At 61.7% G+C, this 25,696-nt stretch carries 19 protein-coding genes; 15 read left to right on the top strand and 4 right to left on the bottom strand.

The annotated features are described in order from the left end of the window. The first annotated feature begins 50 nt into the window (after positions 1-50). The 12 genes from C4S72_RS22410 to C4S72_RS22355 all read left to right on the top strand — a co-directional run bounded on the left by C4S72_RS22410 (position 51) and on the right by C4S72_RS22355 (position 15,538). On the top strand, positions 51-2,492 hold the full coding sequence (locus C4S72_RS22410; RefSeq protein ID WP_104005425.1) for a TonB-dependent siderophore receptor: 2,442 nt from the start codon (positions 51-53) through the stop codon (positions 2,490-2,492). A 252-nt stretch (positions 2,493-2,744) separates the two neighbouring features. Then, entirely contained in the window at positions 2,745-4,376 is a 1,632-nt protein-coding gene (locus C4S72_RS22405) for a PepSY-associated TM helix domain-containing protein (RefSeq protein WP_104005424.1), read from the top strand. Further along, positions 4,376-4,708, top strand: a complete 333-nt coding sequence (locus C4S72_RS22400) for a hypothetical protein (protein ID WP_200826869.1) — start codon at positions 4,376-4,378, stop codon at positions 4,706-4,708. The genes C4S72_RS22405 and C4S72_RS22400 overlap by 1 nt, the downstream gene beginning before the upstream one ends. Then, positions 4,705-5,523: a DUF3325 domain-containing protein gene (locus C4S72_RS22395; RefSeq protein ID WP_104005423.1), complete on the top strand. Its 819-nt coding sequence runs from the start codon at positions 4,705-4,707 to the stop codon at positions 5,521-5,523. The genes C4S72_RS22400 and C4S72_RS22395 overlap by 4 nt, the downstream gene beginning before the upstream one ends. A 207-nt stretch (positions 5,524-5,730) precedes the next feature. Beyond that, on the top strand, positions 5,731-6,255 hold the full coding sequence (locus C4S72_RS22390; RefSeq protein WP_200826868.1) for a sigma-70 family RNA polymerase sigma factor: 525 nt from the start codon (positions 5,731-5,733) through the stop codon (positions 6,253-6,255). After that, positions 6,252-7,190 (top strand): FecR family protein, encoded by a 939-nt coding sequence (locus tag C4S72_RS22385; protein ID WP_160115575.1) that lies wholly within the window; start codon positions 6,252-6,254, stop codon positions 7,188-7,190. Before C4S72_RS22390 ends, C4S72_RS22385 begins: the two co-directional genes overlap by 4 nt. A 250-nt stretch (positions 7,191-7,440) precedes the next feature. Continuing rightward, complete coding sequence (locus C4S72_RS22380) at positions 7,441-10,608, top strand: TonB-dependent receptor (protein WP_104005420.1); 3,168 nt, start codon at positions 7,441-7,443, stop codon at positions 10,606-10,608. A 108-nt stretch (positions 10,609-10,716) separates the two neighbouring features. Continuing rightward, a complete protein-coding gene (locus C4S72_RS22375; RefSeq protein WP_104005419.1) occupies positions 10,717-11,469 on the top strand; it encodes a Slam-dependent surface lipoprotein in 753 nt (250 codons plus the stop codon). Between the two features lie 80 nt (positions 11,470-11,549). Beyond that, positions 11,550-13,043, top strand: coding sequence for a surface lipoprotein assembly modifier (locus C4S72_RS22370; RefSeq protein ID WP_104005418.1), 1,494 nt, complete (start codon positions 11,550-11,552; stop codon positions 13,041-13,043). A gap of 2 nt (positions 13,044-13,045) precedes the next feature. Beyond that, positions 13,046-14,428 carry a tetratricopeptide repeat protein gene (locus C4S72_RS22365; RefSeq protein WP_104005417.1) on the top strand — a complete coding sequence of 461 codons (1,383 nt, stop codon included), beginning with the start codon at positions 13,046-13,048 and terminating at the stop codon, positions 14,426-14,428. Positions 14,429-14,497: 69 nt separating this feature from the next. After that, entirely contained in the window at positions 14,498-15,109 is a 612-nt protein-coding gene (locus tag C4S72_RS22360) for a biliverdin-producing heme oxygenase (protein ID WP_104005416.1), read from the top strand. A 15-nt stretch (positions 15,110-15,124) separates the two neighbouring features. Further along, the gene (locus tag C4S72_RS22355; protein ID WP_235009239.1) at positions 15,125-15,538 is read left to right on the top strand and encodes a YbaN family protein; all 414 of its coding nucleotides are present in this window, start codon (positions 15,125-15,127) and stop codon (positions 15,536-15,538) included. A 52-nt stretch (positions 15,539-15,590) separates the two neighbouring features. Here the strand turns inward: C4S72_RS22355 and C4S72_RS22350 are convergent, their stop codons facing one another. Beyond that, on the bottom strand, positions 15,591-16,226 hold the full coding sequence (locus C4S72_RS22350; RefSeq protein WP_104005415.1) for a MarC family protein: 636 nt from the start codon (positions 16,224-16,226) through the stop codon (positions 15,591-15,593). 419 nt (positions 16,227-16,645) lie between these two features. Between C4S72_RS22350 and C4S72_RS22345 the strand changes: the two genes are divergently transcribed. Beyond that, entirely contained in the window at positions 16,646-19,123 is a 2,478-nt protein-coding gene (locus C4S72_RS22345; RefSeq protein WP_160115574.1) for an MHYT domain-containing protein, read from the top strand. A 30-nt stretch (positions 19,124-19,153) separates the two neighbouring features. Here C4S72_RS22345 and C4S72_RS22340 read toward each other — a convergent pair whose 3' ends face one another. Beyond that, positions 19,154-20,353 (bottom strand): MFS transporter, encoded by a 1,200-nt coding sequence (locus tag C4S72_RS22340; RefSeq protein ID WP_104005413.1) that lies wholly within the window; start codon positions 20,351-20,353, stop codon positions 19,154-19,156. Positions 20,354-20,613: 260 nt separating this feature from the next. Between C4S72_RS22340 and C4S72_RS22335 the strand changes: the two genes are divergently transcribed. Continuing rightward, entirely contained in the window at positions 20,614-21,567 is a 954-nt protein-coding gene (locus C4S72_RS22335; protein ID WP_104005412.1) for a LysR family transcriptional regulator, read from the top strand. Positions 21,568-21,612: 45 nt separating this feature from the next. Here the strand turns inward: C4S72_RS22335 and glmS are convergent, their stop codons facing one another. Further along, on the bottom strand, positions 21,613-23,439 hold the full coding sequence (glmS, locus tag C4S72_RS22330; protein WP_104005411.1) for a glutamine--fructose-6-phosphate transaminase (isomerizing): 1,827 nt from the start codon (positions 23,437-23,439) through the stop codon (positions 21,613-21,615). Between the two features lie 12 nt (positions 23,440-23,451). Next, positions 23,452-24,819 (bottom strand): bifunctional UDP-N-acetylglucosamine diphosphorylase/glucosamine-1-phosphate N-acetyltransferase GlmU, encoded by a 1,368-nt coding sequence (glmU, locus tag C4S72_RS22325; RefSeq protein ID WP_104005410.1) that lies wholly within the window; start codon positions 24,817-24,819, stop codon positions 23,452-23,454. Between the two features lie 136 nt (positions 24,820-24,955). On the opposite strand from glmU, the gene C4S72_RS22320 reads away from it, so the two are divergent. After that, positions 24,956-25,696 (top strand): TrmB family transcriptional regulator, encoded by a 741-nt coding sequence (locus C4S72_RS22320; protein ID WP_104005409.1) that lies wholly within the window; start codon positions 24,956-24,958, stop codon positions 25,694-25,696.

Below are 25,696 nucleotides of genomic sequence, written 5' to 3'. Positions count from 1 at the left end.
CAGATTTCAAAATCTGCCAGAAACCTAACGGTGACAGCTCAGGAGTAGTCATGCTGCAATCATTTCATACCAACGCCGGTGCTATCCGCTCGAACAAAATCCGTCCACGCAAAGCCCCGCTTGTGCTGGCGATGCACCTGGCCATAAAAGGGATCGCCCTTGCCGCCACCAGCTCGGTGGTCATGCCGCTGACCGCTCAAGCCGCCATCGAACAGATCGCCTTCAACGTACCGGCCGGTAAGTTATCCAGCGCTCTTAACCGCTTCTCGGAGCAGGCGGGGCTGTACCTGACCGGTAATGGCGAACTCACTGCCAACCTGAACAGCAGCGGCCTGAACGGCAGCTACTCGGTGCGCGAAGGCCTCAGCCTGCTGCTGCAGGGCACCGGCATCAGCTACCGCTTCAGTGACGATCGCACGGTGACGCTGATCCGCCAGAGCGCCAACAGCGCCGCAACCACCCTGCCAACCCTGTTTGTCGATACCGACGCCCTGGCCGGCTCCGCCGCCAACGCCTACCGCGTCGAAGCCGCTTCCATCGGCAGCCTGGGCAACCTCAGCCTGCAGAACACCCCGTACAGTATCGAGGTCTACTCCCGTGAGCAGATGGACAACCTGCAGGCACGCTCCCTGGCCGATATCACCAAGACGGACGCCTCCGTGGGCCTCTCCGCCGGTGACCTGGGCGCCGAGAACAACGCCTTTATGATCCGCGGCATAGCGCCGGACTTCGATACCGGGCAGAAGCTCGATGGCCTCAACCTGCGCAGTCGCGCCAAGGATCTGCCGCTGGAGCACATGGAGCAGGTCGAGATCCTCAAGGGCGCCAGCGGCTTCCTGTATGGTTTCGGTGAACCCGGCGGCATCATCAGCTACCGCCTCAAACGCCCCACCGACGAGCCGGTGCGCAGCGTCAGCACCCAGCTGATGGATACAGGTCTGTTGCTGGTACATACCGATCTGGGCGGACGCTTTGGCAGCGACGACCGCTTCGGCTACCGCATCAACCTGGTGGGTGAAGATGGCGACAGCTACCTGGATAACGGCAGCGCCGAGCGCTCCTCCGCCTCTATCGCGCTGGACTGGCGCATTACGCCGGCGGTCACCTGGGAGTTCGACGCCCTCACCGCGCACAGCGAGCGCACCGCCGCCGCAGGCGGCATCGTTCCCAACGCCAGCGGCATGATCGGCGACTTCACCATCGCCGAGCCGCTCAAGCCGATCGATGGCAGCAAGGCGCTGTTCCCGGACTGGTCCTACTATGGCTCGCGCCACGAGATCGTCGGCACCCGCGTTAACTGGCAGATCAACGACGACTGGGATCTGGACCTGGCCTACCGCTACTCCAACAACTACCGCCTGCTCTACTCGCCCTACCTGTTTACCAATGCCGATGGCGACTACTCCGCCTACGTCTACAACTACGTCAACAAGTTCGAGAGCGACCAGGCACAGATCAAGCTGGCGGGTAAGCTGCAGACCGGCTTTATCGACCATGAGGTCACCCTTGGCACCTCTCTGCTGGAGACCGTCTCCTCCAACAGCCGCGGCATCGGCAGCGACGGCATGTACGGCCCCGGCAACCTCGCCAACCCGACCATGTTCGACGAGATCGGCAGCGCCGTGCACCGCTCCGATGCGGATGCCACCGAGTACTCGCGGGTGAAACGCCGCGAACTCTTCGCCTCCGATGTGGCCCACCTGGGCGAGAACCTGGACCTGATTCTGGGCCTGCGCCACGGCCAGCTGGAGGATGAATACGGCGACTACGATGAAAGCGCCACCACCCCGACCCTGGCCGCGGTATACCGCCCCATCGATGGGCTGTCGCTCTACGCCAGCTACGTGGAAGCCTTTGTGCAGGGCAATACCGCACCGAACACCGCCGCCAACGCCGGCGAGGTGTTCGAGCCGATGATCAGCGAACAGCGCGAGCTGGGGCTGAAGCTGGATCGCGAGCGCTGGTCCGCCAACCTGGCGGTTTTTCAGCTCAATCGCGGCCAGGGCTACACCGACAGCAATAACGTCTACAGCCAGGATGGCGAAGCACTGTACGAAGGCGTTGAGCTGTCCGGCAAGGCGCGCCTCGGCAGCCAGTGGATGCTGGCGGCCAGCGCCATGTGGCTGGACCCACGCAATGAAAAGGTCAGCGACGCCAGCCTCAAGGGCAAGCATGTGCAGGGCGTGGCGCGTAAGCAGTTCCGTCTCTACGGCGAATATGACGTCAAGAACTCCCCGTTCGTCATCACCGGCGGTGCCCAGTACACCGGCAAGCGACCGCTGGATGCCAACAACGACATTTACGTAGGTTCGGTCACCCTCTATGACCTGGGCGCCCGTTACGAGGGCTCGGTCAGTAACCTGCCGCTGACCCTGCGCCTGAATATCGACAACCTGACCGATGAAGATTACTGGCTCACCTCCGCCGGCAGCGGCTATATCGCCCAGGGCACCCCGCGCACCATCAAGCTGGGAGCCCAGATCGACTTCTAATCGGCACGCATAAGCACAAGGGGATAAAAAATTGCCGCCGGGCTTTCCCCTTTTGTCCCTCTCGTTCGTCATAGATAGAGAACAGCGGAATCTTTGGCCGGCTATGGCCGCTCAACGATCTCCCCAGGACTGATAAAAAGATCCAGACCAGCCGCCCGGGCCTGTCCACGGGCGGCTGGTCTGCGTCTGTTTCAGGCTCATATTCAAACTCATATTCAGACTCATCACTTAACCAGGGCGGTCATTCAGATCATGAAAGAGAGCTTTCGACAGAGCATGGCCTGGCTACACACCTGGACCGGCCTAATCGCTGGCTGGATCCTCTTTTTCGTCTTCGTGACCGGCACCTCCGGCTATTTCGATGACGAGATCACCCGCTGGATGGAGCCGGAACGCCCGCTGCCGGTGCAGCAGAGCCTCAGCGGCGACCGCGAACAGCTGATAAACACCGCCCTGGACCGGCTGCAAAAGGTGGCGCCCGAGGCGCAGAACTGGGTGGTCACCCTGCCCCACGCCTCGCTGACGCCGCGCGGCTGGCACGACTTCACCCTGGGCTGGCAGGACCTGCCCAAGCGCGGCCAGGCGTTTGGCCTGCGCGGCCGGGAAACCCTCAGCACCGAAACCGCCGCGCCGCTGCCGCCGGTGGAGGTGCGCCAGACCGGCGGCGGTTTGCAGCTCTACAGCATGCACTACGCACTCAGCTACATGCCCTACCCGGTGGGGATCCGCCTGGTCGGGCTCTGCACCCTGCTGATGCTGCTGGCGCTGATCACCGGGGTGGTGATCCACAAAAAGATCTTCAAGGACTTCTTCACCTTCAGGCCCAACAAGAACCGGCGCAGCTGGCTCGACGCGCACAACCTCTGTGGCGTCATGGCGCTGCCGTTCTTTCTGATGATCACCTACAGCGGCCTGGTGTTCTTTGCCGCCCAGTACATGCCGGCCGGCATCGCCACTCTCTACGGCACCGACCGTCCCGCCGCCCGTGCCTTCTTCGATGAGCTGACCGAGCGCGAGGGCGATGTCTACCTGGCGGTCACCCGCCCCGCCGCCAATATCGAAACCATGCTCAGCACCGCGGAAGAGCGCTGGGGTGAAGGCCAGGTCGCCTCTATCCGTGTCGAGCATCTGCAGGGCCAGCCCCAGCACGTGGATATCGAACGCGTGGCCGGTGACAAGGTGCGTTACGAGCGCCAGATCCTGCGCTTCGATGCCGCCGATGGCTCGCCGCTGCCGAGCGATCCCCCCCTGAACGCCACCATGCTCACCAACGAAACCCTGCGCGCCCTGCATGAAGGGATCTTCGCCGGCCCCTGGCTGCGCTGGCTCTACTTCTTCTCCGGCCTGCTCGGCTGCGCCATGATCGGCACCGGCATGGTGTTGTGGAGCGTAAAGCGGCGCAAGCGCAATCAAGGCGACAGCAACCTGGGTCATCGCCTGGTGGAAGCGCTGAACCTGGCCACCATCGTCGGCCTGCCCGCCGGGGTTGCCGGCTACTTCTGGGCCAACCGTCTGCTGCCGCTGGATATGGCGGATCGCAGCGCCTGGGAGGTTCACTGCCTGTTCCTGATCTTTGGCGAGGCCTTGCTCTACGGTCTGCTGCGCGATACCCGTCGCGCCTGGGTCGAGCTGCTGTTTTTCGCCAGCGCCGCCTTCGCGCTGCTGCCGCTGCTGAACCTGCTCACCACCGACATTCACCTGGGTAACACCCTGGCCCGGGGCGACTGGGCCCTGGCCGGTGTCGACCTGACCTTCTTAGGTCTCGGCGCCCTGTTTGCCTACATGGGCATCAAGGTACGCAAGCGCTGGCTGCCAAGCCCGCAGAAGGCAACCGCCGTCGAACAGCAACCGCGGGTGGCAGCAGCTGCCAGGGAGGCGCACTGATGCCGACGAGCTCAATCCCTCAACGCTCTTCCACTGCGCGCACTACTGCAAGCAGTGGTATCCGTTACCGGCTGGCGGTTACCGCCCGGGTACTGCTGGCCCTGGTGGGCGGCTACATTCTGACCTCTGCCATTCTGATACTGCTGGCACTGGTATGGCCGCTGCCCAAGGCCCAGGCGCTGGCAGCATCGACCATGCTGAGCTTTCTGGTCTATGTCGCCGTGGTTATCTGGATCTTCAGTGTTAAGCGCCTGCGAAATGTCTGCGCCGGTCTGCTGATCTCTACCTTGCTCTGCGTCGGCCTGATCTGGCTGCTGGGAGGTATCGCATGAGCTGGGGCCATCTGATCACCGCATTGTTGGTTATTCTCGCCTTTACCCTGCTGGCCGCATCGATGCCGAACCACCAACGCCAGCTGTTTGGACGCGCGCTGTCCAGCAAAGCCAGTCGGCTGGTGCGCAGCGGCGGCTGGATCACCCTGCTATTGGCGTTCGCTTTCTGCGCCTGGCAGTGGCGCGCCGATGTGGGCGCCGTTACCTGGGTCGCCTGGCTGATGGTCGCCGGCCTGCTGCTGGCGTTTTATCTGCCAAGACGAGAGGCACTGCCAAGGCGAGAGCCGCACCCGGCCGTTAAAGCACCCGCCAGAGAATCCCAGTCCGCCGGCGCGGACAAGCGCAGTCCAGTGAAAGCCCTGATAGCAGGCATCCTGCTGCTGGTTCCGGTGGCGGCGTTCGCCGTTCAGATGCTCGATACGCCGACCCGGCCACTGCTGCGGGCGGACGCGCTGCACGACAGTATCGGACCCTGGAGTTTCTCCCTGGCGCAGCGTTACCAGGAACCGCCGCGCACCGATATCATCGATGTGCCGATGAAAAAGTTCGTTATTCGCTTCTGCGCGGAATGTGACTCGGAGATCCGCAACGCCTACCTGAAGATCCGCAAACCGCGCTCACTGAGGGCCGCCGGTAACGTCTTCCTCGGCCGTCGGGGCCCGGAGAAAGAGGTGGATATCATGATCCCCCCCTCGGCCAAGCTGGACGATGGCCTGTGGCTGACGGTGGAAACAAAAACCGGTGAAATCGTGCAGAAAAAGCTGGATATGGAACGCATCTCACCTGAAATGGCTGCTTATATCAAAAATATGTAGCGCCTGTTTGCCCCGCCCGTCCCCTATCCCTTCAGCCAACGCCCACCCGGCCAATCGCCGGGTGCTGGCGTTTTCCAGCCGGCGTCCAGCCAGCATTAAACTTGATTAAAAACTGTTACCAGTTTGCAGCGATGCATTGACAAGCCAATGTCGAGAGCCACAGAATGTAATAATAACCATTATCATTTGACTTCTCGCATGGATGCAATGAGTTCTTCAACATTGACCCTCCGCCAGGAACAGCAGCTGGAGCACCTCTACCGGGAGCACCAGGGCTGGCTGTCGAGCTTCCTGCGCAAACGCCTCGGCTGCTCCCAGCAGGCGGCGGATCTGCTGCAGGATACCTATCTGCGCCTGCTGGTCAGCGGCAGGCTGCCCGATTCCGACTACGCCCGCCCCTATCTGACCCGCATCGCCAAGGGGCTGGTGGTGGATCATTTCCGCCGCAAGCGGATCGAACAGGCCTATCTCGAGGAACTGGCGCTGAGGCCCGAGGAGTTCGTGCAGTCACCGGAAGATCAGCTGCAGCTGATCGATGCGCTGATTGAAGCCGATACCCTGCTGCACAGCCTGCCCGACAAGGCGCGTCGCGCCTTTCTGCTGCGCCGGGTCGATGGCCTGAGTTACCGGGAGATCTCTGAACAGCTGGGTGTTTCCGTCTCATCGGTGGAGAAGTATGTCGCCCGGGCGCTGCAGGTATGCCTCACTGCCAGCCTGAGGGAGGAACCATGAGCCGCCTTTCCCGGGATCAGATCGCCCAGGCCGCCGACTGGATGGCGCGACTCTGGTCGGAAGATGCCACCGACGCCGACGAGCAGGCCTGCCTGCGATGGCGCCAGGCCAGCGCCGAGAATGAACGCGCCTGGCAGTGCCTGCAGCAGGCGCAGTCAAGGTTTGACGGCCTGCCGGCAGGTGCCGGGGCACGGGTGCTGGGCCGCAGCCGCCGGCTGTCACGACGCAAGTTTCTCAGCCTGGCGGGGCTCGGGCTCGGTGCCGGTGTACTCGGCCTGGACGGAACCGGTCACCTGCCGCGTTCGGCAGGCGATAACCACCTGGCCACCGCCACCGGCGAGATCCGCCACCTCTTCCTCAGCGACGGCAGCGAGCTGAATATCAACACCGCCACCGAACTGGATCTCGATATCGATGCCCGGCAACGCCTGATCCGGCTGCAACAGGGGCAGATCATGCTGGTGGCAAACCAGGCGCAGACCCCGTTCCGGATTCTCACCGCCGAGGGCTCCCTGGAAACCGCGGGGCCGGCGCGGCTTGATCTTTACCGTAGCGAACAGCAGACCCGAATCGAGCTTTATCAAGGCTCCGCCCGGCTGATTTCCGCGGCCGGCAGCAGCCTGGCGCTGTCCCCGGGGCAGAGCACCCGGCTGATCGGCACCAGCATTACTGCCCCCGTTGCCGCCAGCGCCGACACCAGCGCCTGGACAGAGGGCCGGCTGGTGGCCGAGCAGATGCCGGTAGACCGGTTTATCCATGAACTGGCGCGCTATCGCAGCGGCATATTGCGAGTAGACCCGGCGCTGAACCAGCTCAAGGTCAGTGGCGTTTTCTCGGTTCGGGATACCGACCGCGCCCTGGATCAGCTAAGCCGTATTTTGCCGGTCAGCATCACCTACCTGACCCCTTTTCTGGTCAACGTTTCCCACGCCTGACGCCCCTGCAGGTGGTGTGGGCTGGGGTCTCTGAGCTCACAGACGTAACGCTACCTACCCCTTCTGCGACAGCCGCAATAACAGCGTCGGCACCCGCTTAACTCTCTCTTTCGCTATCTGTTCCGCTCTGTTTCATTCGCTAACCAGCGCCCATTTAAAAATAATTATCATTTAGATTACGGTTCTTATCGGCTCGTTCGGTGTGAAGGGTATAGACCTGATAACAGCGACGAAGAAATAAGGGCTTCCTATGCAGTCGGTAAACAGAGCTTCTCACCCACAAACCGTTGTGACGCCGTCTTCAACCCGCCGGGCGGTTCCGGCCATTGCGCCTCGTCGGCCGGCGATCAAGCCGCTGATCCTCGCGGTGCACCTGGCCACCCTGAGCCTGGCGGCCCCGGCTTTCGCCGCCGACGAAGCCGCAAGCCAGCCTGTTTCGGTGCAGCAGCGCGAGATCGACATCCCGGCGGGGGCGCTGGATGAAGCGCTGAACCGCTTTGCCCTGCAAACCGGCATCGAAATCTACTTTGACGCCAGCACCACCCAGGGGCTGAGAAGCAGCGCACTGCTGGGGCACTACAGCATCGACAGCGGCCTTAACCAGCTGCTTGCCGGTACCGCGCTGATCGCCCAGCGCCAGGCTGATGGCAGCTACATGGTCACCGCCCAGCTCAGCGAAGACGCCGCCAACCTCTCCACCATCAATATCACCGACTATGGCGCCAACGGCTTCAGCCGCGACGTACAGGGCCATAACGATGTTTATGACAAGGACACCTCCACCAGCTACCTCGGCAAGGTTGAAATCGAGCGTTACAAGGGCACCAACCCCTCAGATCTGTTGCAGGGCGTGCCCGGCGTCTTCAGTGGCGAGGCACGCAACAGCGGCGCCATCGATCTGAACATCCGCGGTATCCAGGGCCCTGGCCGGGTGCCGGTCACCATCGACGGTACCGAACAGGCGATCACCGTCTCCCGCGGCTACAACGGCGCCACCAACCGTAACTACATCGACCCCAGCCTGATCGGCGGCATGACCATCTACCAGGGCGCCGTCAACGAACGCGACGTAAAAAGCGGCGTCGGCGGCGCCATGACGGTAACCACCCTGCAGCCGGACGACATTATTCGGGAGGGCGAAGAGTTTGGCGTGGAGCTGATGGTAGAGGGCAGCGGCAACGCCACCTCACCGCGGCTGCCGAGTCTGCACACCGGCGAGGATTATCGCACCGTGGAGGGCTACCCGCAGGAATGGGGGGAAATGGCAAACCCTTACAATGACCAGACACTGGTGATCGACCCGGAGTCCAAGTCCTCCCGCGATGCCAACCCTCTTAACGGTGAGGATTACGCCTACCGCTTTGCCGCCGCCCGCAAGGGAGAGCAGTTCGACGTACTCGCCGCCTACGCCTACCGCGAACGCGGCAACTACTTTTCCGGGCGCAACAACGCCGATTACTACGACAACCCCGAGCGAACCGAAGACAAGGACTACATCGTCAACCTGGCGCGGTACTGGAAACCGGGCGATGAGGTCGCGAATACCTCCAGCACCATGGAGTCCTGGCTGTTCAAGACCACCTGGCATATTGCCGATGATGAAGAGCTAAGCTTCAACTACCGCGACAGCACCAGCCACTACGGCGAGATCATGCCCTCGCGGATCAGTCGTTCAGAAGACAAGGGCGCCATCCAGTGGCCGGAGAGCAAGGTGGACGCCAAGGCGTATAACCTGGAGTACCGCTACAAACCCCAGGATAACGACTGGCTCGACTTTCACCTGAACCTCTGGCGCACCGACACCGTCAGCGACACTTACAGTGCCGGTGGCTACCCCAACTACACCAGTTTTGAGTATGACGGCGACCCGCTGCTGAGAAATACCGCACTGATTAACGCCCAGCATACCCGCGACGGCGTTACGGTCAGCAACAAGATCACGCTCAGCGACAGCCTGGACCTGACCCTGGGCGGACGCTTCCAGCATGAGGATCTGGGCTCCGATGACCGCTATAACCCCGACGCCAACGACAACTGGCGCATGCTGCCCCGCGCCGGCCGGCGCGAAGAGTGGCAGACCAACTTCGACTTCGCCTGGCGCCCCACGGATAGGCTGCGCCTCAATGGCGGCCTGACCTTCTCCGGCTACTGGGCCCGCGATGATCTGATCGCCAACAACCCGGGCGAATTTAATTCGATATACAGTAAATACTCCAATGTGACCTACCGGGAGGAGATTCCGCTCAGTCAGGAGGAGATTCAAAGCGCGATCGATAGAGGCCTTACCGGCCTCCAACAAATGCTAGACCTGGGCTGGATTACGCAGGAGCAGTTCGACCAGGAGGCGGCTAGAGTCGCCGAAACTATCGAAACCTCACGAACGGTCACCAGCGACGGTGGCACCTGGGAGCCCGATTCCGACGGCAACTACAGCTACGCCGGTAACCCCTGCCTCAACGGCCAGGTCAGCGGCGAGCATGTGGTCTCTTGCGAAACCCAAGCAGTAAGCGAAATCGTGACCGCCGAAGACAAGAAGCGCAAGGACCACGGCTGGGTGCCTCACTGGGGTGTCAGCTACCGCTTTAACGACTACAGCCGTGCCTACCTGAAATACAGCGAGACCCTGCGCTTTCCCAGCATGTTCGAGAGCACCATGGCGTTTTCCGCCTCGCTCACCCCCTGGGGGGTGGAGCCGGAACACGCCTACAACTGGGAGCTGGCCTATGTGCACGACCTGACCCAGTGGCTGCCCAGCGCCGAGTACGCCGATATCAAGCTGGCCTACTACCACAACCTGACCCGCGACGTGATCGAGCGGGACGACCGCTTCCGGTTCAACAATATCGACAAGCAGCTGATCCGCGGTATCGAGCTGAGCGGCCGCTACGACAACGGCCGCTTCTTTACCAGCCTGGGGCTTAACTACAACCTGGAAAACCAGGTCTGCGACGAGGACAGCGCCGCATCGGCATCAGGCAACATGAACTGGTGGGGTAATAACGACCTGGTGCCGCGCTGCTTTGACTACGGCTTCCCCAACGGTTACCTGCTGGCCCAGGCCACGCCGGAGTTCTCCGCCAACTGGGAGCTGGGCGGACGCTTCCTGGACCGACGCCTGGAGCTGGGTGGGCGCGCCACCTACTACAAGGGGTACGAGAACGAAGACCTGGAGTGGTACACCGACCATGCTGTTTTGGCCTCCGACCAACAAGGCTATGTCTATTTCTACAATATCCCGTTCAGCTGGGGCGAAACGCTGATTCTCGATGCCTACGCCCGCTTTAACCTGAACAAACACCTGGATATAGAGCTGACCGGCACCAACCTGACCGACCAGTACTACGTCGACCCGGCGACCCGCTCCGCCATGGCCGCCCCGGGACGCAATATCAAACTGAGTTTGACCGGCCGTTTCTGACGACCGCTCAACAGGGAGCGGGCCTCGGCCACGGCGCCCGCAACGAGCAGGGATGCTCACCAATCGTGGTAATCCAACACCTTAAATGGAATTGAAAGGAGTAACACCATGCATAAGCTAAAACTGGCAAACGCAGTTGCACTGACCCTGGCTTCCCTGGCACTGGCCGGTGCCGTTCAGGCGGATGTGGTCGGGGGATCGACCAATACATCGAACGTAGCGATCAGTGCATCCACCGTTCCTTTTGGGCCTCATACGGCAGGAATGGCGGGTGTCGCCGTAAACTCCACGGGCATCAATCAATTTGTCGACTTTGGCGGGCTTACCTCGTACGGAGGCACTCCAACCAACGGCGTCTATACCCTGAACTTCCCCTACTCCGGCGCGCCGGAAGATCATGACAGCCTCGGCGTATTCAACTTCGCCCAGGTGGGCAGCAGCGATGTCTGGTTCGGTGAGTGGTCCGCCTACGGCAACAGCGACGCCACCCGTACCGTCTACTACTCCGGCTCCAATGCGGATACCGCTGTACCAAGCGCCGGCACCGCTACCTATGCCGTAACCGGCCTTAACAACTTCAGCGGTAGCAACGCGCTGTCCGGCCAGTTCACCGCCGATTTCGGCGCCAGCACCCTGACCGGAACCCTGGCCAACGCTAACACCCAGGTTTCCATTGGAACGGCCACAATCAACAACGATGCGTCTGTCAGCGGCAATGGTGCCTTCGGTAACTTCAACGGCAGCCTGGTCACTGGCGGCGAAGTCTCCGCCCAGTTCTACAACGGCCAGGCGGACCTCGCCGGCATCGTAGACTTTGCCGGTACCGACTTTGACACCGCCTTCGGTGGCTCCCAGCAGTAAGCGCGGCTGAATACCGCAGTGTCCCGGGCCGGGCAGCGTTGCTGCCCGGCTTTTTCCGCGTTATGGCATAGATGATCAACATGCTCCCAGTTTCAATCTGCCGCAGCTGCAAACCGGCCACTCTCGCCGCCCTTATCGCCGTTTGCCCCCTGACTCCGGTCTGGGCCGACGATCTCGATACCCAGCTGCGGCTGAACCAGTCCATCGAGCGCCAGAACCGCGAGACCGAACGTGAGCTGCTGGCCGATGAGGACTACCTGCCCGGCAAACGGCCCCAACTTGTGATCGATGGCAAGCGCTACTCCGTGGGTAAAAACGCCAGCGACCTGGGCCGCGCCATCTATCTGTCGCTGCAGCGCAAGCAGTGGAGCGCCGTACTCGCCTTTATGCAGGAGTATGAAACCCTGCCCAACGCCGACCCGCTGCTGCTGGCCTACGCCCGTGGCGCCCTGGCGCGGGTGCGCGGCGATATGGAAGAGTCCGAGCAGCAGTATCGCCGCCTGCTGGAGCTGAACCCCGGCTTTCTGCCCGCCCGCCTGGAGCTTGCACGGATACTGTTTGAAAACCACAAGGATGCAGAGGCCGAGACGCTGTTCAAACAGATAGAGCTCAGCCTGGATCCGCTGGACAGGCGCCAGGACGGCGTACGCAGCACCGTCGGGCACTTTCGCGCCGCGCTGACGCAGCGCCGTGCCTGGAACGGCTCCATCGCGTTCGGACCGACCTGGAACGACAACCTCAACCAGTCATCCGAAAGCCGCACCTGCCTGCTTTCCTACGCCGGCCAATGTTTCTACGAGCGCCGGATACCGGATGCGGTCACATCGACAGGGATCGATTACGAGGCCACGCTCAACAAACAGATGCCGTTGTCGGGCCACCACGGCGTCTATTTCCGCTCGCTGCTTTACGGCCAGAGCTACGAGGAAACGCCCGACTACGACGAGAGCACCCTGACCGCAGAGTTCGGTTATCGCTACCAGGATCTGGATGACCAGATCCGCATCGCCCCCTCGTTCGAGTTTTCGCGCTACGCCAACGACAGCCTTTACGGCGCCTGGGGCCTGCATGCGGAGTGGATGCGCCACCTCTCGCCGACGCAGTTTTTCAAGCTGGAGGGCGAGTACCAATACCTGGACTACCGCAGCGAGCGCTACCGCCATTACAACGGCCCCTCCTATTCGGCCAACGCCACCTACTGGCATCAGCTGCCGGACAACTGGGTGCTGTTCGCCGGGGTCGACTGGCTCTATCGCCAGGCCAGTGAATCGATCTACGCCTACCGCCAGCCGGGGCTCAGGGTCGGTGCCTCCAAGCAGTTTGACGTCGGTATCGATGCCACCCTGCTGGTTTCCCGGCGCCAGCGCGAGTACGCCAGCTACAGCCCCATCCTCGGCGAGAAGCGCAGTGACACCGAGCAGAACTACACCCTGATCCTGAAAGCGCCGCGGCTTGAGTTGGCCGGCTTCTACCCCAGCCTGAACCTCACCCACCGCAGTAACGACAGCAACGTGGACTGGCTCTACAACTACGACCAGAACCGCGTCAGCCTGAAACTGGAAAAACGCTTCTGACCATGATGATTCGCACCTCTTTTTTCGCCGCATTACTGATACTGCTGTGCCTCAACGCCGACGCTGCGGATAACTGGCAGCCACTGCAGCAGCAGGCACAGGCCGCCTACCAGGGCGGCGACTACGCCAAGGCCGAGACCCTGCTGCAACGCGCCATCGCCCGGGCACGCAGGGCCGATAATGGCGCCGCCTTTGAGGCCGCAAGCCTGAGCCTGCTGGCCTATGTACAGATGGCGCAGGGCCAGAGCGACAGCGCCCTGGAAACCCAACAGCGGGCACTCGTGCTGAACGGGCGCGCCCGCGGCAGCGATAGTGTGGCCCAGGCCCGGCTGCTGCTGAACCTGGCGGGCCTGGCTGAAAGCGCGGGCCAGACGGACAAAGCGATCGATGCCTACCGCCAGGCGCTGGCGATCTACCGGCAACACCCAGAGCAGATGGCAGCCCGGCTACAGGGCGCACTGGGGTTAAGCGCGCTGCTGCAGCAGGGTCAACCCGAGGCAGCCATCGAGGTCGCACGCAGCGCGCTGGAGACCTCGGCAGAGAGCGACTTCTATAACTCTTTTCAGGAAAACCGGCGCCAGCTGAGCTACCAGTTGGCGCAGCTTTACAGCGCCCGAGGCGCCGCCAGTGAGGCGCTCGCCGTGCTGGAGCAACAGCGCGACAGGGAGTCCCACACCCTGTCGGAAGAGGATACCCGCCGCGCCGAGACCCTGGAGCGGATGGCCCAGCTCATCGAAGAGCAGCTGCCGCAGCAGGACAGCGTCGCGCTGCGTGCCGAGGCCCAGCAGATCCGCGAACGCTCCGGCGAGTTGTCGCTGGCCGGCGTGATCAACCTCTATGTGCAGGCGCAATCGATGTTGCAGGGCGGTGAAGCGAAAGAGGATGAAATCGACAAGGCCGAGCAACTGCTGCAAGACGCTCTGGCCCGGCTGGAGCGGCTGGGCGACACCGGGGCCAGCGAGACGGCGCAAAGCCAAAGCGCCCGGGCCGCGATCCTCGGCAACCTGGGTGTTGTCAGTGAGATAAGAAAGCAGCGGGACGAAGCGCTGGACTACTTCCGCCAGAGCCTGGCACTGATGCCGGGGCCAGAGCAGGACTCTAAGCAGGACGCTGCGCAGGCGTCAGGCAACGCCGATCTTATCCAGCGTGGCAATACCGAGGGCCGTATCGGCGCCCTGCTCTATCAGCAAAAAGCCTACAGCGACGCCGAACCCCATTTCGTCCAATCCCTGCAGCTACTGCGCCGGGCAAATGCCGATACGGCGGCGCTGGAGACGGTGCTGAATAACCTGATAACGCTCTACGACGCCTGGGGCAAGGCCAGTGAAAAGTCGCGTTACCGCAAGCAGCTGCGGGCGCTTCGCGATGAAAACCGGGCCGGCTGATTACGGATATGACCCGCCTCGTTCGTTAATCAGATATAGACCCCAAGGATATGGATCGAGGATCACCCGATGGAACAGACACAAACCGCCCAGGCGCCGCTGAGCGAGGCACTGAAATCACACACCTCCGGCACCCATGAACGGCTGGACCGCCGCATCATGGAGTTTGAGCCCTTTGGCGCTATCGAGCGCTATCTGCCCTTCCTGCGTATGCAGCTGCGGCTGAACTACGCCACCGCTTCGCTCTATCAGCGCGAGCAGCTCAAGCAGTGGCTGCCGGATCTTGAGCAGCGCGGCAGGCTGGAGCCAATTCTGCAGGACTGCGCCGATCTATCCCTGCCCGACGAGCAGATCGAGTGCGACCGTCAGCAGGCGGCTGACTCTCATCCGATTAGCGATGCAGAGGCGATCGGCTGGCTTTACGCCCACCAGGGCTCATCCCTGGGCGCTGCTATCCTGCTGCGTCACGCCAAGAAGGATCTGGGACTCTCGGAGGAGAAGGGTGCACGACATCTGGCCGGTCACGCCGACGGCCGCGGTCGCCACTGGCTCAATTTCAAACAGCAGCTGGATGCTCTGCCATTGAGCGACGAGCAGCGCGGTGAAGCGATGAAGGGTGCGGAAAATGCGCTCGCCTTTGTATTCGCCAACGCCGAAACTTTAATGCCTTTGGAACTCTGATGCCTCTGGAACAGAATGCCACTAAAACGGCCGGCGCCTGAGTCGATGCTGATCAGGCTGGCGTGGCGACTGCTCGCCCTGTTGTTCGTGGCCCTGGGGATGATCGGCGCGGTGCTGCCCGGCATGCCCACCACCGTTTTTCTGCTGCTGGCCCTCTGGGCCGCCGCCCGGGGCTGGCCACAGCTGCACGACTGGCTGCTCAACCATCCGGTTTACGGCGAACACCTGAGAAACTGGCAGGAACAGCGCGCAGTACCGCGCCGGGCCAAATGGCTCGCCAGCCTGAGCATGGCGCTCAGCGGTCTGATTCTGGCCCTGACGCTGGGCTTCGGTCTCTGGGTCTGCCTGGCAATGAGCAGCATGATCCTGGTCGCCAGCTGGCTCTGGAGCCGCCCGGAGCCCAAGTTCACCACCCTCACCCCAGAGTAAACCCGGATACCCGGCTGAACGACACTGACGCTTTGCACGTCGCTCTATTGGCTCAACCGGCGGATGTAATTGAGTCGCCGCCGATCCACTGGGAAATTTTCAGCGCCTCCATCACGAACTCGATGGAAAGCGCGGTCAGGATCATCCCCATCACCTTCACCAGGATCGCCGAACCGTTATTACCGATCACCCGGATAATCGGCCCCGCCGCCAGCATCAGCAGGAAGGTCACCAGCATGATCGCCAGCATGATCAGCGTGGTGCCGATCTGGGTGGGGATGGAGTAGACATGGTTATCGGTCATCAGGATCACCGCCATGATCGCGCCCGGCGTGGCGATGGAGGGCACCGCCAGCGGGAACACCGCGATATCGTGCCCCGCATCCTCCACCTTGCGCGCATCCTTGTTCATATCGCCAAAGATCATCTTCAGACCGAACAGGAACAGGATCAGACCACCCGCGAGCTGCAGCGAGATCAGGCGGATGCCCATGGCGGACAGCAGCAGCTGACCCACGACGATGGAGAAGAACAGGATAACAGTGGCATAGATCGTGGCCTTGATGGCCGTACGGCGCCTTGCGGTGGCCGTCATATGGGCTGTCAGCGCGGAAAAGATCGCCAGCGTGCCGATCGGATCGATGGTGGTCCAGAGAATCAGCGCGTCGCGTATAAACTTTTCCGTCATGTATAAAACCTTTTGCAGAAGATCAGCCGGTGGTCGACTCGATAGAGGACCCGTCCCATTAGGAGCGGTATGAAGATAAGCAAGTTCCCCGCCAAAACGGCAAAAGCGCCAAGAGGCAGGGGATGAATGATAACCTCTGATGAATATTTCATCATAAATGTTACCGTCCAGATACACTTTATAAGAGAATTTGTATATTTTTAGCGCAAGACCCAGCTTCGCCCGAACAGGTCTATCTTGAACTAACGCAGTGTCAGTCTTTGAGAGCGAGGAATAATTAGAAAAATATGCTCAGATCCGCTATTTCCACATGATGAACCAAGCGAACTTTTTAAACTAGCCTGCTGCGTGCATGTTTTAAGCCGGCGATGGCGCTGCATGCGCAGGCGGGAGAGAACGATTCGCGGGAACACACCATCATGGACATACACTTTCAGCCTCTGTCTTTTCTGACCGGCACACCCGACCCCAGCCGTCTGTACGTCGGTCAATACGACCCCGGACTGGTGGCTCTTTCTATCGCCATCGCGGTGTTTGCCGCCTATGTGTCGCTGCTGGTGGTGCAACTGTCCGAACAGGCCGCTCCGGGACGCAGCCGCAGGATGCTGCTGATTCTGGGCGGCATCGGCTTTGGTGTCGGCATCTGGTCGATGCATTTTATCGGTATGCTGGGGTTTTCCCTGCCCTGCAATATCAGTTACGGCCCCTGGGCCACCGCCCTGTCGATGGTGCCCGGCGTTCTCGCCGGTATCTACGCGCTGCGCTTTATCACCGCCGGTCAATCACGCAAGCGCGACCTGCTGCTGGGCGGCACCCTGTTCGGCGGCGGCATAGGGCTGATGCACTTCACTGGCATGGCAGCGATGCGCATGGACGCCTATCTGCGCTACGACCCGGGTCTGTTTACCCTCTCCATCCTCGTCGCAGTGCTGCTCTCAATTTCCGCTTTCTGGCTGCGTACCGGGGTACTCGGGCAGCTGCGTTTGCCGGGGCAGATCAGCCTGCTGCTCTCCGCCCTGGTGCTGGGCCTGGCCGTGTCCGGAATGCACTACACAGCGATGACCGCGGCCTATTTCGAGATCGGCAACCTGAGCCAAACGGTAAGCAACGGCTTCGACCCGGTCACCCTGTCGCTGGTGATCGGTCTGGCCGTGTTCATCATGATCGGCATGATGCTGATTACCGTGCACCGTGAGAGTCAGGCGCGCTTCGAGAGTGCCGGCCGGATCACTGAACTGCTGGAGGAGATAAAAGGCCGTGAGGTGCTGCTGACCGGCCTGGTGGAATCGACCCCCGATGCTCTGTTCACAGTGGACAGAAGCGGCCGCATAAAGGTGGTTAACCGACGCGCCAGCGAGCTGTTCGGCTACACCAAGGAGGAGTTTATCGGGCGGGATATCAGCATGTTGCTGCCCGAGCGCCTGCGCAGCGGACACGCCGCGCACCTGGCCAGCTTTTTTGCGGCTCCCAGGGTACGACAGATGGGCAGTCAGACCTCCTCCCTGTTTGCCGAGGACAAACAGGGGCGCGAGTTTCCTATCGAGGTGGCACTCTCGCCCTATGAAACCGCCGACGGGCTGATGTGCATCGCCATCCTGCGCGATATCACCGAGCGCAAGCTGGTGGAGCGTGAGCTGGTTGATGCCAAACTGGCGGCCGAGCAGTCCAGCCGGGCGAAAAGCGAGTTTCTCGCCACCATGAGCCACGAGATCCGCACACCGATGAACGGCATCATCGGCATGAATACGATGTTGCTGCAAAGCGGCCTGAACTGCGAGCAGCAGGACTATGCGCACACGATTCAGCACAGTGCCGACGCGCTGCTGGTGCTGCTCAACGATATCCTCGATATCTCCAAGATCGAGGCGGGCAAGCTGGATATAGAGCAGATCGATTTCGACCTCTACACTCTGCTTGACCACTTTGCCCAGACCCTGACACTGGCGGCACAGCAAAAAGGGCTGGAGTTCAGCTTTGCGATATCCGCCAATGTGCCGCGACTGCTGTGCGGTGATCCCGGCAGGCTGCGCCAGATACTCAACAATCTGACCGGCAACGCGATCAAGTTCACCGAGGCAGGACAGGTGCGCGTCGAGGTCGAAACACTTGCGCGCAACGGCGACAGCGTACTGCTGAAATTTATCGTCAGCGACAGCGGAATCGGTATTCCCCGCGCCAAGTTCGACCGCCTGTTCCAGCAGTTTTCCCAGGTGGACTCATCGACCACCCGCACCCACGGCGGTACCGGACTGGGCCTTGCGATCTGCAAGCGACTCAGCGACATGATGGGCGGCGATATCGGCGTTGAGAGTGAGCAGGGCAAGGGCTCCCGTTTCTGGTTTACCGCCCGCTTCACCCTGAGCCAGCAGGTTGTTGCCGATACCCTGGATACAGCGCCTCAACGGCCTGCAGAACCGCACTTAGAGCCCGATCCAGAACCACAATCAGGGCCCACACAGGGAAGTGCTGCCGTGCAGACCGGTCCCATATCGGAGGCCGGAGAGCAGATATCGCCGCCGCAGCTACTGCTGGTGGAGGACAACCTGATCAACCAGAAGGTTGCCGTTGGTCTGCTGAAAAAGCTGGGCTGCCAGGTGGATGTGGCGAACAACGGCCAGGAAGGCGTCGATGCCCTGGAGCAGAAGCGCTACGACCTGGTGTTTATGGATATGCAGATGCCGGTGATGAGCGGCGTCGAGGCGACTCGCGCGATCCGGGCGGCGCGGGACAAGGCCTATCGCCAGATCCCGATTGTCGCCATGACCGCCAACGCCATGGAGGAGGACCGCCAGGCCTGCATGGACGCAGGAATGAACGACTTCCTGACCAAACCATTGTCAGTACAACGTATCAGCGAAGCCCTGAATCTATGGCTCGAGCTACCGCCAACACCCTGAGGCCGCGGGCCAGAACCCGCGGGCTTATGCTCAGGCCGGCTTAAGCCGGGATACCAGCAGAGCGACGACGGCACTCGCGAGAGCAAGCGCTGCAGACAGGTAGCCAATATTGGCCACACCCCAGACAGAGATGGCCACGCCACCGATTATCGCGCCCAGCGCTATCCCGGCATTCGCCGCGGAAACATTGATAGTACCCGCCAGCGCCTGAGCCCCCGAGGCCGCTTTCATTACCCGTACCTGACAGAGCGGATAGAGCGCCGTGTTGGCGATACCCCAGACACCCAGCGCCAGCGCGAACCACAAGGGAGCTTCCACCAGCGCCATGCTCCCGGCCATACCCAGCGCCAGCAGCAGGCAGAATAGCGCGGTGCTCAGCAGCGGCTTCTGGTCTACCCAGAGACCGCCCAGCCAGTTACCGATCAGGCCCACAGCACCAAACCCCATCAGCCACCAGCCGACCTGGCCGGAAGCGATGCCGGCGGAGGACTCGAGCACCTCGGCCAGGTAGGTATAGCCGGCAAACATCGCGGTAAATACCAGCACCGACAGCGCCACATTACCGAGGAAATAGGGATCTTTGAGAATACGCGCCTGGTGCGAGGCAGCCACGCGCTCGTTGGTCTTCACCGTCGGCATGCTCAGGTAGATCAGCAGCGCAATCAGCAGCGACAGCGCCGCAAGCAGCGCAAAGGCACCACGCCAGCCGATGGCATCGGCGGCCAGGGTGCCCAGAGGAATACCGAGCAGCATGGCCGCGGAGATACCCAGATATACCTGGGACACCGCCCTGCCCGCCCGCTCGGGGCCGGCGATCTGCGCCGCAGTCTCACTGGCCGTCCCCCAGAACAGCGGCAGTGCCATCGCCGGGATCAGACGCGCCAGAGAGAGCACCCAGATATTGGGCGCGACTGCCGCCAGCGCATTGGCGCCGGTAAACAGCAACAGGATGGAGATAAACAGCTTCTTGCGGTTCAGGTGCGCCAGCGTGGCGGTCAAAAAGGGGCCGCAGAGCATTACCACGACGGCAAACAGGGTAACCAGCTGCCCGGCGGTGGCCACGGAGATACCCAGATCCCGGGACAACGCCGGCAGGAGACCGACAATCAAAAACTCCGTGGTGACAATAACGAACGCCGCCACCGCAAGAATAACGATGGATAACGCGTTGCCGTGGGAGGCATCCCCCTGCGCCGGGACTTCTCCCTCCAGCGCACGACTTGTAGACATGGTACGAAACTCCTTAATTGAAAGGCCTTACACGAGACGCTTAATGCGTAGCGTCTGAAACGATATGGCTCGCTGATTTGATGACTTAGTGGTTTGAAGGCTTAGCGTTTTGAAAACTGAGGGGTTTGAAGGCCCAGGCGTTTAAAGGCTTAGCAGTTTAATGACTTAAAAATTTGCGCCCATTCTATATTGGATCTAACGTCTACTCTTCGATATTATTTCCTGACTATTCTGGAATTTAATTCCACCTACTATCGACCATGAGATCTTCTGAACGCCTGAAAGGCCTGGATACCTTTGTCACCGTGGCGGATGCCGGCAGCTTTACCGCTGCCGCCGAACGGCTGAGCCTGACCAACTCTGCGGTGGGCAAAGCGGTGGCAAGGCTCGAGGAGCGGCTGCAAAAGCAGCTGTTCGACAGAACCACACGTCGCCTGGAGCTGACCGATGCCGGCCATGCCTTTTACCAGGTCTGCCGGCGAGTGCTGGATGAGGTCGAAGAGATAGAACACCGCCTGGCAGCCGCAGAGCCGATCCCCTCGGGACGCCTCAGCATCGGCCTCCCCTCCACCTTCGGCCGGCTGCAGGCACTGCCGGCACTGCTGGAGTTCGCCAAACAGCTCCCCCAGGTCAGGCCGCAGATCTCCTTTACCGATCGTTTTGTCGACTTGGCCGAGGATGGCCTGGACCTGGCGGTAAGAATAGGCGGCAGCGACTCCTGGCCCAGCTCCGTCGGACACAGCTATCTCGGCCATGAGGAGCTGATCTTCTGCGCATCGCCCGGCTTTCTTGCGCGCAATGGCACGCCCGAGACTCTCGAGCAGCTGCTTGAGCTCGACGCCGTGCTTTACGCCAGGGGCGATGGCAGCGTCGGTCCCTGGCGGATCAGGGGTGAGCATTCGCGGGTATCGCGGCAACAGGTGGAAGGGCGTTTAATCGTCGGCGAGGCCGAGGCGCAGGTGGCGGCCGTCGAGGCGGGTATGGGAGTTGCGCAACTGGCCACCTGGCTGGTGGAGCCGCAGATCAGCAGCGGCAGCCTGGTACCGATAATGCCGCAGCTGGCCATTGAGGGATTGCCGCTGCATATCGTCTGGCAGAAAAACCGGGAACATTCGGTGAAAGTGCAGGCGCTGATCACTCACCTGGAGGCCAGCCTGAGAATCCGGCCAGAAACTACACAAGAAACTACACAGGAAGCTACACAGCCCTCCTGAACAACCTGCCTTTCAAGGCAGTGTTCAGAAGAGCTGCGCGCTGGATCACTCCACGGTAACGGACTTGGCCAGGTTACGCGGCTGATCCACATCGGTGCCCTTGAGCACCGCTACGTGGTAGGAGAGCAACTGCAGCGGCAGCGTATAGGCGATCGGTTCCAGCAGCGTCGGGATCGCCGGCAGGCGAATTACCGAGATGCCATCCTGCTGCTTGATACTCTGATCCTGTCCGGCAAAGACGAATAGCTCGCCGCCGCGGGCGCGCACCTCCTGCAGGTTCGCCTTGAGCTTGTCCAGCATGGCGTTGTTCGGCGCCACGGTAACCACCGGCATATCCTTGTCCACCAGCGCCAGCGGCCCGTGCTTGAGCTCGCCGGCCGGGTAGGCCTCGGCGTGGATGTAGGAGATCTCCTTGAGCTTCAACGCGCCCTCCATCGCTACCGGATAAAGAGTGCCACGGCCCAGGAACAGGGCGTTGTGTTTCTCGGCAAACGCCGCGGACATCGCCTCGATCTCAGGGTCCAGCGCCAGCAGCTTTTCAAGCAGCTCGGGCAGCTGCTGCAGCTCGGCCAGGATCTCCTGCTCGCGCTTGGCGCTGAGGCCGGTACGACGTCCCAGTGCCAGGGTGGTCAGCATCAGCGCCACCAGCTGGGAGGTAAACGCCTTGGTGGACGCCACGCCGATCTCGGGGCCTGCATTGGTCATCAGCGACAGGTCGGATTCGCGCACCAGGGAGCTGCCCGGCACGTTGCAGATCGCCAGGGTGCCGATCACCCGGTCCTTCACTTCACGCAGGGCCGCCAGGGTATCGGCGGTTTCGCCGGACTGAGACAGGGTCAGCAGCAGCGTGCCCTGGGGCATCACCACCGGGCGGTAGCGAAATTCGCTGGCCACCTCCACGCGGCAGGGAATTCCCACCAGCTGCTCGATCCAGTAGCTGGCGATCATGCCGGCGTGGTAACTGGTGCCGCAGGCGATGATCTGCACCTGTTTCACCTGATCAAACAGCGCGCCCGCCTCGCTGCCGAACGCCTGCTCCAGCAGGTGTCCCTTGTTGATACGGCCTTCGAGCACCGCCTTCATCACCGCAGGCTGCTCGTAGATCTCCTTGAGCATGAAGTGCTTGAACTCGCCCTTCTCGGCGCTGCCGGCACCATGCTCGAAACGGCTGACGGGGCGTTCAACCGGATGGTTGGCGCTATCCCAGACGCTGATCTTTTCCGGTGTCAGGCAGGCGATATCGCCATCTTCCAGGAACATGAAACGGTCGGTCACCGGCAGCAGCGCCAGCTGATCCGAGGCGATAAAGTTCTCGCCGATACCCACGCCGATCACCAGCGGGCTGCCCTTGCGGGCGGTGAGCAGCTGATCCGGATAATCCATATGGATAACGCCCAGGGCGAAGGCTCCCTCAAGCCGTGCCATGGCGTTGCGCATGGCATCGAGCAGCGTCTCGCCGGAGCGCACCTCGCGGTCGATCAGGTGCGCAACGACTTCGGTATCGGTTTCGGAGCTGAACTGGTAACCCGAGTCGATCAGCTCCTCCTTGAGGAGCTCGAAGTTCTCAATAATGCCGTTATGCACCACCGCCAGACGCTCGCCGGACATGTGCGGATGGGCGTTACGCTCAGCGGGGGCACCGTGGGTGGCCCAGCGGGTGTGGGCGATGCCCAGGGTGCCTTTGAGCGGATGCTGTTGCAGCCCCTCGGCCAGCGCCTGTACCTTGCCGATACGGCGTACCCGCTCGATATGGCCCTGATCCCAGAGCGCCATACCGGCGGAGTCATAACCGCGATACTCAAGGCGACGTAGTCCTTCCAGCAGGATTCCCGATACCTGGCGCGCAGCAACGGCGCCTACGATTCCACACATCTGATCTGCTCCTTAGCTGCGCTTCTGCGGCCGTTTCCAGCCCTGAATGTTCTTCTGTTTGCCACGGGCCACGGCCAGCTCCTCATCATCCACCGGCCTGGTGACCGTTGAACCAGCGCCCACGGTGGCACCTTTGCCGACGCTGACCGGCGCCACCAACGCGGTGTTGGAGCCTATAAAGGCACCATCGCCGATCTCTGTCAGGGATTTATTGACGCCATCGTAGTTGCAGGTAATGGTGCCCGCACCCACGTTAACGTCCCTGCCGACCCTGGCATCGCCGACATAGCTGAGGTGGTTGATCTTGCTGCCCTCGCCGATCACCGCCTTCTTGGTTTCGACGAAGTTGCCGACCTTGGTACGCTCGGCCAGCTCTGTGCCTGGACGCAGGCGGGCAAAGGGCCCTACGCTCGCCTCGGCACTGACAACGGTGCCCTCAACAATGGAGTTCGCCTCGATCCGGGTGCCCGGGCCGATGCGGCTGTCGATGATCACGCAGTTGGGGCCGATATGAACGTTCTCGGCCAGCTCGACCTTGCCCTGGAACAGGGTATTGATATCGATAAAACAGTCCGGCCCCACTGTCACTGAGCCACGGATATCGACACGGGCGGGATCGGCCAGGGTCGCGCCATCGGCCATCAGCTGTTCCGCCAGGTTACGCTGATACCAGCGCTCCAGAGCCGCCAGCTGTGAACGGTTGTTGACGCCCTGCACCTCCTGCTCATGCTGCGGCTGGATCGCCTCGATGCGCACGCCGCTTTCCGCCGCCATGGCAATCACGTCGGTGAGGTAATACTCGCCCTGGGCGTTATCGGAGGAGAGCAGCGGCAGCCATTCATGCAGGTAGCGCGCCGGCAGCGACAGGATACCGGTATTCACCTCGCGCACCGCGCGCTGCGCTTCGCTGGCATCCTTATGCTCGACAATGGCGGTGACCTCGCCCACATCGTTGCGCAGGATGCGGCCATAGCCGGTGGGGTCGTCCAGGGTGACGGTGAGCAGCCCCAGGTGTCCGCGGGCGGAGATATGCGCCAGCGCATCCAGGGTTTCAGCGGCGATCAGCGGCACATCGCCGTACAGCACCAGTACCTGGCTCTCTTCATCGATCTCAGGCATCGCCTGGGCCACCGCATGGCCGGTACCGAGCTGTTCCGCCTGCAGAGCAAAGTGAAGCGGCTGACTCGCCAGGGCTTCGCGCACCCGGTCAGCGCCATGACCGACGACCACATGATGGTGTACATCGCCTTCCAGTGCGCGGGCGGCATCGATCACGTGCTGCACCATCGGCTTGCCGCCGACCGGGTGCATCACCTTCGGCAGGGAGGATTTCATTCGACTGCCCTGGCCCGCCGCCAGAATCACAACATCAATCTTCATCGGTTTTCCCGTGTGGTGGATCGATATACAGATTCGCTCCTGAATCTGGACATCGATCCGGTATTCTCAATTTGACCGCAATTTACAGAATGCGCAGAATCGTTCCAATAGCTTTTGTCATAGGAAAATTGACAAAATGGATCAGGAGATATTCTCCCAGCTTGGCCTCGACGCGCGCTCCGTCGCCATCTACCGTGCTCTGCTGGCCCTCGGGCCAAGCGCCATACGTACTATAGCCGAACGCGCCGGCGTCAATCGCGGCACCACTTACGAGTGCCTGAAAGCGATGCAGCAACAGGGCGTTGTCACTTATCTGCCGAAAGGACGACGACGTTACTTCAGCGCCCGCGAACCGGAGGTGCTGCTGCAGCTGGCCGAAGAGAAGCAGAAGCGGCTCGAGCTGGCGATGGGACAGCTGAAAAACCGGATCATTCCCGATCTGCATCACCTCAAACCCGACTTCAGCGCCGCCAACGTACAGTTTTTCGAGGGCGACGCCGGTATCGAGCAGGTACTGCGCGATATCCTCAATCGTGTCAGCGCAGAAGAGAATCCGGTCTACTCGGTATTCTCGTCAAAGCCGATCCGGCCGCACCTCTACCGCCCCTTTCCCACCTTTACCGCCCAGCGGATCGCCCGCAATATCCGGGTTCGCGTTATCGCCATCGGCGATGGCGGTGAAAGTGCCGAACTGTCGGAGCGTAAATGGATCCGCACCGAGGGGCCGGTGGATGCCGCCTATATCGCAATCTACCCGCCCCGCTGCGCGATCATCTCGCTGGCCTCGGACAACTACCCCACCGCCGTGGTGATCGACTCCCGGGAGGTGGCCGCCGCGCAGCAGATCGTCTTCGATACTCTCTGGCGCCTGCTCTAG

Origin of the sequence: Marinobacterium lutimaris, from assembly GCF_900108065.1 — a bacterium.
Lineage (GTDB): Bacteria > Pseudomonadota > Gammaproteobacteria > Pseudomonadales > Balneatricaceae > Marinobacterium_D > Marinobacterium_D lutimaris.
The sequence above is the reverse complement of the archived record's forward strand: the minus strand, read 5'-3'. Positions and strand labels throughout refer to the sequence as shown.